Genomic DNA, 6,229 nt, shown 5'->3' with positions numbered 1-6,229 from the left:
CTCACTCGGACTTTAAAACATGTAGCGGTTCCGCTCATCGCTTCGATTCTGTATAAAAAGGGAAAACCGCCCTTTTTATACAGAATCTCTTACACAGGGTAATGCTTTAAAAAATAAACCAATGCTTGTAACTCAACCGAAAGATCAATATGGTGTACACGTACAGTTTCTGGCACGTCGAGTCTAGCTGGTGTAAAGTTTAATATCCCTTGTATCCCTGCAGCGACTAATTGATCTGCAATCTTCTGTGCTGCAACTTGTGGCACAGTCAAAATGGCTACCGTTACTTCAGGATCAATAACTTTCTCAAGATCACCTAGATGGTGAACCGTTACACCGCCTACTTCCTCACCAATTTTATGATCATCAACATCAAAAGCCATTACAATTCTTGTGTTATTATTTTTAGAAAAATTGTAGTGTAAAAATGCCGTTCCTAAATTCCCGACACCAACAAGAACGACTTTCGTTAACTCATCTTGATCTAGTGTTTTACGAAAAAAGGAAAGCAAATAATTCACATTATACCCATAGCCTTTTTTTCCTAGTGCTCCAAAATAAGAAAAGTCACGTCTTATCGTGGCCGAATCCACTTTCACTGCCTCACTTAATTCAGTCGATGAGACACGTTGCTTGCCTGAAGCAGACAAGTTTTCTAAGAAGCGATAGTAAAGCGGCAACCGCTTCGCTGTTGCTTGAGGTATCTTCGTTTGATCAATTTTCATCTATTGCCTCCCTCCTACCATCGTCAAGTTGGCAATTCAAGACTACCGTTATTGTACACCATTTCACAGAGTTTGTAATCGTTTCACACATCTGTTCATGAAGTTGTTGAAAGATGCATTCTACGATACACTTAAGAGGTAACAGAAAAAAGGACGGTTTTCCCTTTTTTCTGTTACCTCTTAGCAATGAGCGGAGCCGACGTTGGGTCTTTAGCCTTTTGAGCGGGTTTCTCAAAAGGCGTACGGCGTGCGGAGCCATTGCCACTTTGGTTCACACAGTTAATGATAAAAAGGGCGATTTTTCCCTTTTTATGTTACCTCTTAGCAATGAGCGGAGCCGACGTTGGGTCTTTAGCCTTTTGAGCGGGTTTCTCAAAAAGCGTACGGCGTACGGCGCACGGAGCCATTGCCACTTGGGTCGCACTTTTATTAATGAAAAACGTATTTTTTTATAGGAATAGATTTTATTAGTTAGGAATGAAATCCATGATTATTTTACAATGTCATAATGTTTGTAAGTCTTTTGGGATTGACCCAATTTTATCAAATATTAAATTAGATATCCAAACTGGGGAGCGTGTTGCCCTAGTTGGACGAAATGGTGCAGGTAAATCAACATTACTAAAAATAATTGCCGGACAACTCTCCTATGATAGTGGACAAATTATGATGCCAAAAGGTACTGAGCTTGGATACCTTGCTCAAAATACCGGTCTTGAATCAGAGTTATCCATTTGGGAAGAGATGTTAACCGTCTTTGCTCCTCTACGTAAAATGGAAAAACAAATTCGGGATATGGAATTGCAAATGTCTGATCCCGCCTTGCTCAAGAACGAAACTCGTTACAACAAGCTTTTAAAAGAATACGACCAACTTCAAATTACCTTTAAAGATAAGGGTGGTTATCAGTATGAAGCTGATATTCGCGGTGTTCTTGCAGGGATGAATTTCGGCGACTTTGATTATGAAACAAAGATATCGACATTAAGCGGTGGCCAAAAAACTAGATTAGCGTTAGCAAAATTATTGTTAACAAAGCCAGATCTTCTTATTCTTGATGAACCAACCAACCACCTAGATATTGCAACACTTACTTGGCTAGAACAATATTTAGTTGGATATAAGGGTGCGATTCTGATCGTGTCCCACGATCGCTACTTTTTAGATAAAATTGTGACAGAAGTGGTCGAAATCTCTCGAACGAAATCAACCAAATTCACAGGGAATTATAGCGCTTATCTTGATGAAAAAGCAAAACGTTATGAGCTCGAATTAAAACAATACGAGAAGCAACAAGATGAAGTCGCTAAGTTAGAAGACTTTATTCAACGAAACATTGCTAGAGCTTCAACAACGAAGCGAGCACAAAGTCGTAGGAAACAGCTCGAGCGAATGACTTTACTGGACCGGCCAGCTGGATCAGAGAAATCAGCTTCTTTTTCGTTTACAATTGAACGTCAAAGCGGAAAAGAGGTCATCCGTGCAACTGAGCTTCATGTTGCGTATGGCAATGAAACGATCTTTCAAAATTTAAACCTTTCGATTGATCGAGAAGAAAGTGTAGCACTCATTGGGCCAAATGGCGCTGGGAAATCAACACTTTTAAAAGCACTCATGAAAGATATTCCATTAAAAGATGGGGTTATTCGCTTCGGTAGTAATGTGACAGTCGGTTATTATGACCAAGAACAAGCTAATTTAAAGTCTAATAAGCTCGTTTTACACGAGCTGTGGGATGACCATACCCTCTTACCGGAAAAAGAAATTAGAACGGTACTAGGTAACTTCCTCTTTAGCGGTGATGACGTATTAAAACCTGTATCTACGTTAAGTGGTGGAGAAAAAGCGCGACTGGCTCTGGCAAAATTAATGATGAAAAAGGCAAATCTCCTTATTCTCGATGAGCCAACAAACCATTTGGATCTCGATGCAAAAGAAATTTTAGAAAATGCTCTAATCGATTATCCAGGAACTTTATTATTTGTTTCTCATGACCGATATTTCTTAAATCGCATTGCAACTAGAATGGCTGAACTCGATGATGGACAAATTACGAATTATCTTGGCGATTATGATTATTATGTCGAAAAGAAAAATGAAACCGAACAAAGGGAACTACTAAATCAACAAGAGCGTGCCGCAAATTTAACTCAAACAACAACTGGAACCCAGACGGATAAGCGCTCATATGAACAAGACAAAGAGGCAAAAAAAGCTGAACGTCAACGTCAACGTAGGATTGAAGAAATCGAAAGTCAAATTGACTCCCTGGAAACGTCAATGGCAGAAAAAGAAGATGACCTTTGCGACCCTTCTATTTATTCAGATCATGAAAAAGCGCAAACCATTCAAGCGGAAATTGATGAAGCAAAAGCAAAAATCGAAGCTCTAATGGAAGAATGGGAAGAACTTCAGGAGTAAGTGAATAAAAGAGGCAGTTTACTCAGTTTAAGAGAGATGAACATCTAATTGTTCGTCTCTTTTTTGGGATTAGATACGTATTCAATGGATGAGTCCTTCTTCTTTGATCCGTTACGGTTTTCATTCCCCTTGGATGAGTGACCTTCACTCTCTTCCTGCTACCCATTACGGCTTTCATACCCTCGATGAGTGACCTTCACTCTCTTCCTGCTACCCATTACGGCTTTCATACCCTCGATGAGTGCCTTCACTCTCTTCCTGCTACCCGTTACGGCTTTCATACCCTCGATGAGTGACCTTCCTCCCTCTCCGGCTACCCGTTACGTCTCTCATCCTCCCCTTTGACCGACCTTTTCATATTTCATTAAAAAGAGTCCCCCCATTCCCTCTACAAAAAAGGAATAAGAATGACTCTACTTCCGTGTAACCTAAGCTTGTACAAACACTTCCCTATTGTATAGAAGGGACTGCCTCCTAACATCACTCCACTTCACTCAAAACAGTCAAATTTTCTCCATCTGAGACGAACAAAATCGTACCGTTCTTGCTTGTTGCATGGACATTGCTACCGCTTTTCACGTATCGATTGTAAACTTTTTTACTTTGAAGGATATTCGCACTAATAATTGTGTGCTGTGGCTTCACCTTATCAATGAAGGCTTGGGATGAGGATGTACTGTCTCCATGATGAGGAGCGTGTAATACATCTACGTCCAACTTATCTCCATATAGCTTTATTAATTCACGCTCCTTCTTTTTGTATATATCTCCTGTAAATAAAAACGTGTGATCTAAATACGTGACCTTAAGTACCAACGATTGATCATTCATTTTTGCCGTTGATAACTTCCCTGATTCGTTAGCATGGGGCAACTCTTCCTCACTTGGACTAAGAATTTCAACCTCTACATGCTCGCCCAGTGTAAAACGGTCTCCCGCCGCTACAAGCTGTTCGGGGGTGGTTTGTTCTCGAAGGAAATTCAAAAACACTTGATAAGTCTCTGTGTGATGCTCTAAATTAGGTCTAATGAAGAGGTCGATTTGTTTGGACTTGAGTAACGTATGATATCCACCAATATGATCATGATGAGGGTGGGTTGCTACAGCTATATCAAGATGATTGACGTTTAATTGATCTAAATAATGATCAAGCCTCTCCCCCGTGTCCACAATTCCTGCATCAATTAACATTCTCTTTCCATCTGGACTTTCTATTAAAATGGCATCACCCGATTTGGTGTTCGCTTCTAAATCAAAATATCTAATTTGTAGGGCTCCTTTGTGTAAAGTTTCATCAAAGATTCCCTTATGGCTTACTTTCGCTTTCATTGCTTCTTCTTTAAATACGGTCTCTGCTTGAATATAGGTTACAAGCGGATAGGTAAAGGTCAGTAAGAAAGCTATCGCAACTATCCACTTCAGGTTTGCACACATACGAGGAGCCACTTGTCATCCCTCACTTCTTGGTAGTCTATGTAGAAGTACTTATGATGAAGCAACGGACACTTTCAAAAACTGTTCCGGTTTATTTGTTGTGATGTGCATATGTGGAGAATAACCCTTAAGCGTTTCCATCACCCTAGCCTCATCCACCGTCCATGCTCCTACCCTTACTCCATTCTCGAGTAACGTGCTTACTAACGCTTTTGTCAAATAGGCATAATGCATCGACACGCTTGTTGCCCCGGTAAAATTCAATTGATCAATCAACATAGTCGGTTGCCCAAACACTATGAACCCCGTTTCAACATGACGGTCTAATTCCTTTACCTTTCGTACACTCTCATGATCGAAAGAAGCGACCAACACTTGTGAGTACATCTTATATTTTTCAATAAGTTCAATCACCGCTTTTTCGAGACCTAAGTAGAAGTCTCCGGTTTGTTTTAATTCCACAACTATTTGGCATGAAGTAGGCTTAAACAACTGAAATACTTCTTCTAATGAAGGAATCTTTTCCTCCGCAAAAGAAGGGTGAAACCAGCTTCCGGCATCTAACTTCCGCAACTCTTCGTACGTGGATTCTTTAATAAAACCAATTCCATTTGTTGTTCTTTCTAAAGTATGGTCGTGAATCACAACCGGAACTCCATCTTTAGTTAAATGAACATCTAATTCAACCCCATAAATCCATGTTTCTTCCATCGCCAAACGAAACGCGGCGAGCGTATTTTCAGGTGCTTTGGAAGACCACCCACGATGTGCAATACATTTCATATTTGTCGACTCCTTTTCTTATCATGTGTCGTTTTCTTTTATTTGACTCCTGTATACACAAATGCTCGAATAATTTGTCGTTGCGCAAAGAAAAACGCGATTAATATAGGTAGCACAAGAATCATGTTTCCAGCCATCAAGATATTCCAAGCGATTCCACCTTCAACTTGGCGAATTTTTGTAATTCCAATCGGCAATGTTCTCGCTGCATCTGATGTTGTCATCACAAGTGGCCAAAAATAATCATTCCAATGTGTAATAAAACTAAAAAGAGCAAATGTGATTAACACAGGTTTGGCAATAGGAATCATAATCTTCATGATGATTTTCCATTCAGTTGCATCATCTAACCGAGCCGCTTCTAGCAATTCCTCAGGTACTTGCTTAAACGATTGACGCAAAAGGAAAATGCCAAATGCGCTTGATGAGAATGGAAGAATTAACGCCCACAATGTATCAAGCAATCCCCATGCACTCATTTGTAAGTAAACAGGTAAGAAAATGAGCTGCGCCGGAATCATGAGTGTAATCATCGTAAGTCCAAAAAAGAACCGGTCTCCTTTGAATTTAAATCGTGCAAACGCGTAGGCAGCCGGTATAATCGTACACATTTGTAAAAGTAAGATTCCGATCGATACGATCACACTGTTCAGAAAATACGTTAGGAATGGTCCCGAATTCCAAGCCTTGCTAAAGTTTTCCCAGTTAAGCTGTTCTGGAATCCACGTAGGAGGAAACAACATCGTTTCACCTAAGGTTTTAAAGGACGTTGACATCATCCATACAAAAGGCATCGCAAAAATACACACAAGTATAATCAGCCCAATTAAATTAATCCCTTTTAACACGATCTTTTTATCCATGCT

5 protein-coding genes are annotated in these 6,229 nt (G+C 40.0%); 1 reads left to right on the top strand and 4 read right to left on the bottom strand.

Annotation, left to right across the window (positions count from 1 at the left end; all coding sequences use genetic code 11):
* Nucleotides 1-89 precede the first annotated feature (89 nt).
* Nucleotides 90-725, bottom strand: a complete 636-nt coding sequence (locus SAY88_RS21915; RefSeq protein WP_332634341.1) for a redox-sensing transcriptional repressor Rex — start codon at nt 723-725, stop codon at nt 90-92.
* Nucleotides 726-1,211: 486 nt separating this feature from the next.
* On the opposite strand from SAY88_RS21915, the gene SAY88_RS21910 reads away from it, so the two are divergent.
* Nucleotides 1,212-3,146 (top strand): ABC-F family ATP-binding cassette domain-containing protein, encoded by a 1,935-nt coding sequence (locus tag SAY88_RS21910; protein ID WP_332634339.1) that lies wholly within the window; start codon nt 1,212-1,214, stop codon nt 3,144-3,146.
* Nucleotides 3,147-3,626: 480 nt separating this feature from the next.
* Here the strand turns inward: SAY88_RS21910 and SAY88_RS21905 are convergent, their stop codons facing one another.
* The 3 genes from SAY88_RS21905 to SAY88_RS21895 are packed head-to-tail and all read right to left on the bottom strand — an operon-like array spanning nt 3,627 to nt 6,226.
* Nucleotides 3,627-4,592, bottom strand: coding sequence for a ComEC/Rec2 family competence protein (locus tag SAY88_RS21905; RefSeq protein ID WP_332634338.1), 966 nt, complete (start codon nt 4,590-4,592; stop codon nt 3,627-3,629).
* 39 nt (nt 4,593-4,631) lie between these two features.
* On the bottom strand, nt 4,632-5,363 hold the full coding sequence (locus tag SAY88_RS21900; RefSeq protein WP_332634337.1) for a glycerophosphodiester phosphodiesterase: 732 nt from the start codon (nt 5,361-5,363) through the stop codon (nt 4,632-4,634).
* A gap of 38 nt (nt 5,364-5,401) precedes the next feature.
* A complete protein-coding gene (locus SAY88_RS21895; protein WP_332634335.1) occupies nt 5,402-6,226 on the bottom strand; it encodes a carbohydrate ABC transporter permease in 825 nt (274 codons plus the stop codon).
* Between the last annotated feature and the right edge of the window lie 3 nt (nt 6,227-6,229).

This window comes from Halalkalibacter flavus, from assembly GCF_036663575.1.
In the GTDB taxonomy this organism is placed as follows: domain Bacteria; phylum Bacillota; class Bacilli; order Bacillales; family Bacillaceae_D; genus Halalkalibacter; species Halalkalibacter flavus.
Note: the sequence above shows the minus strand (reverse complement) of the source record. Positions and strands in the feature narration are given on the sequence as shown.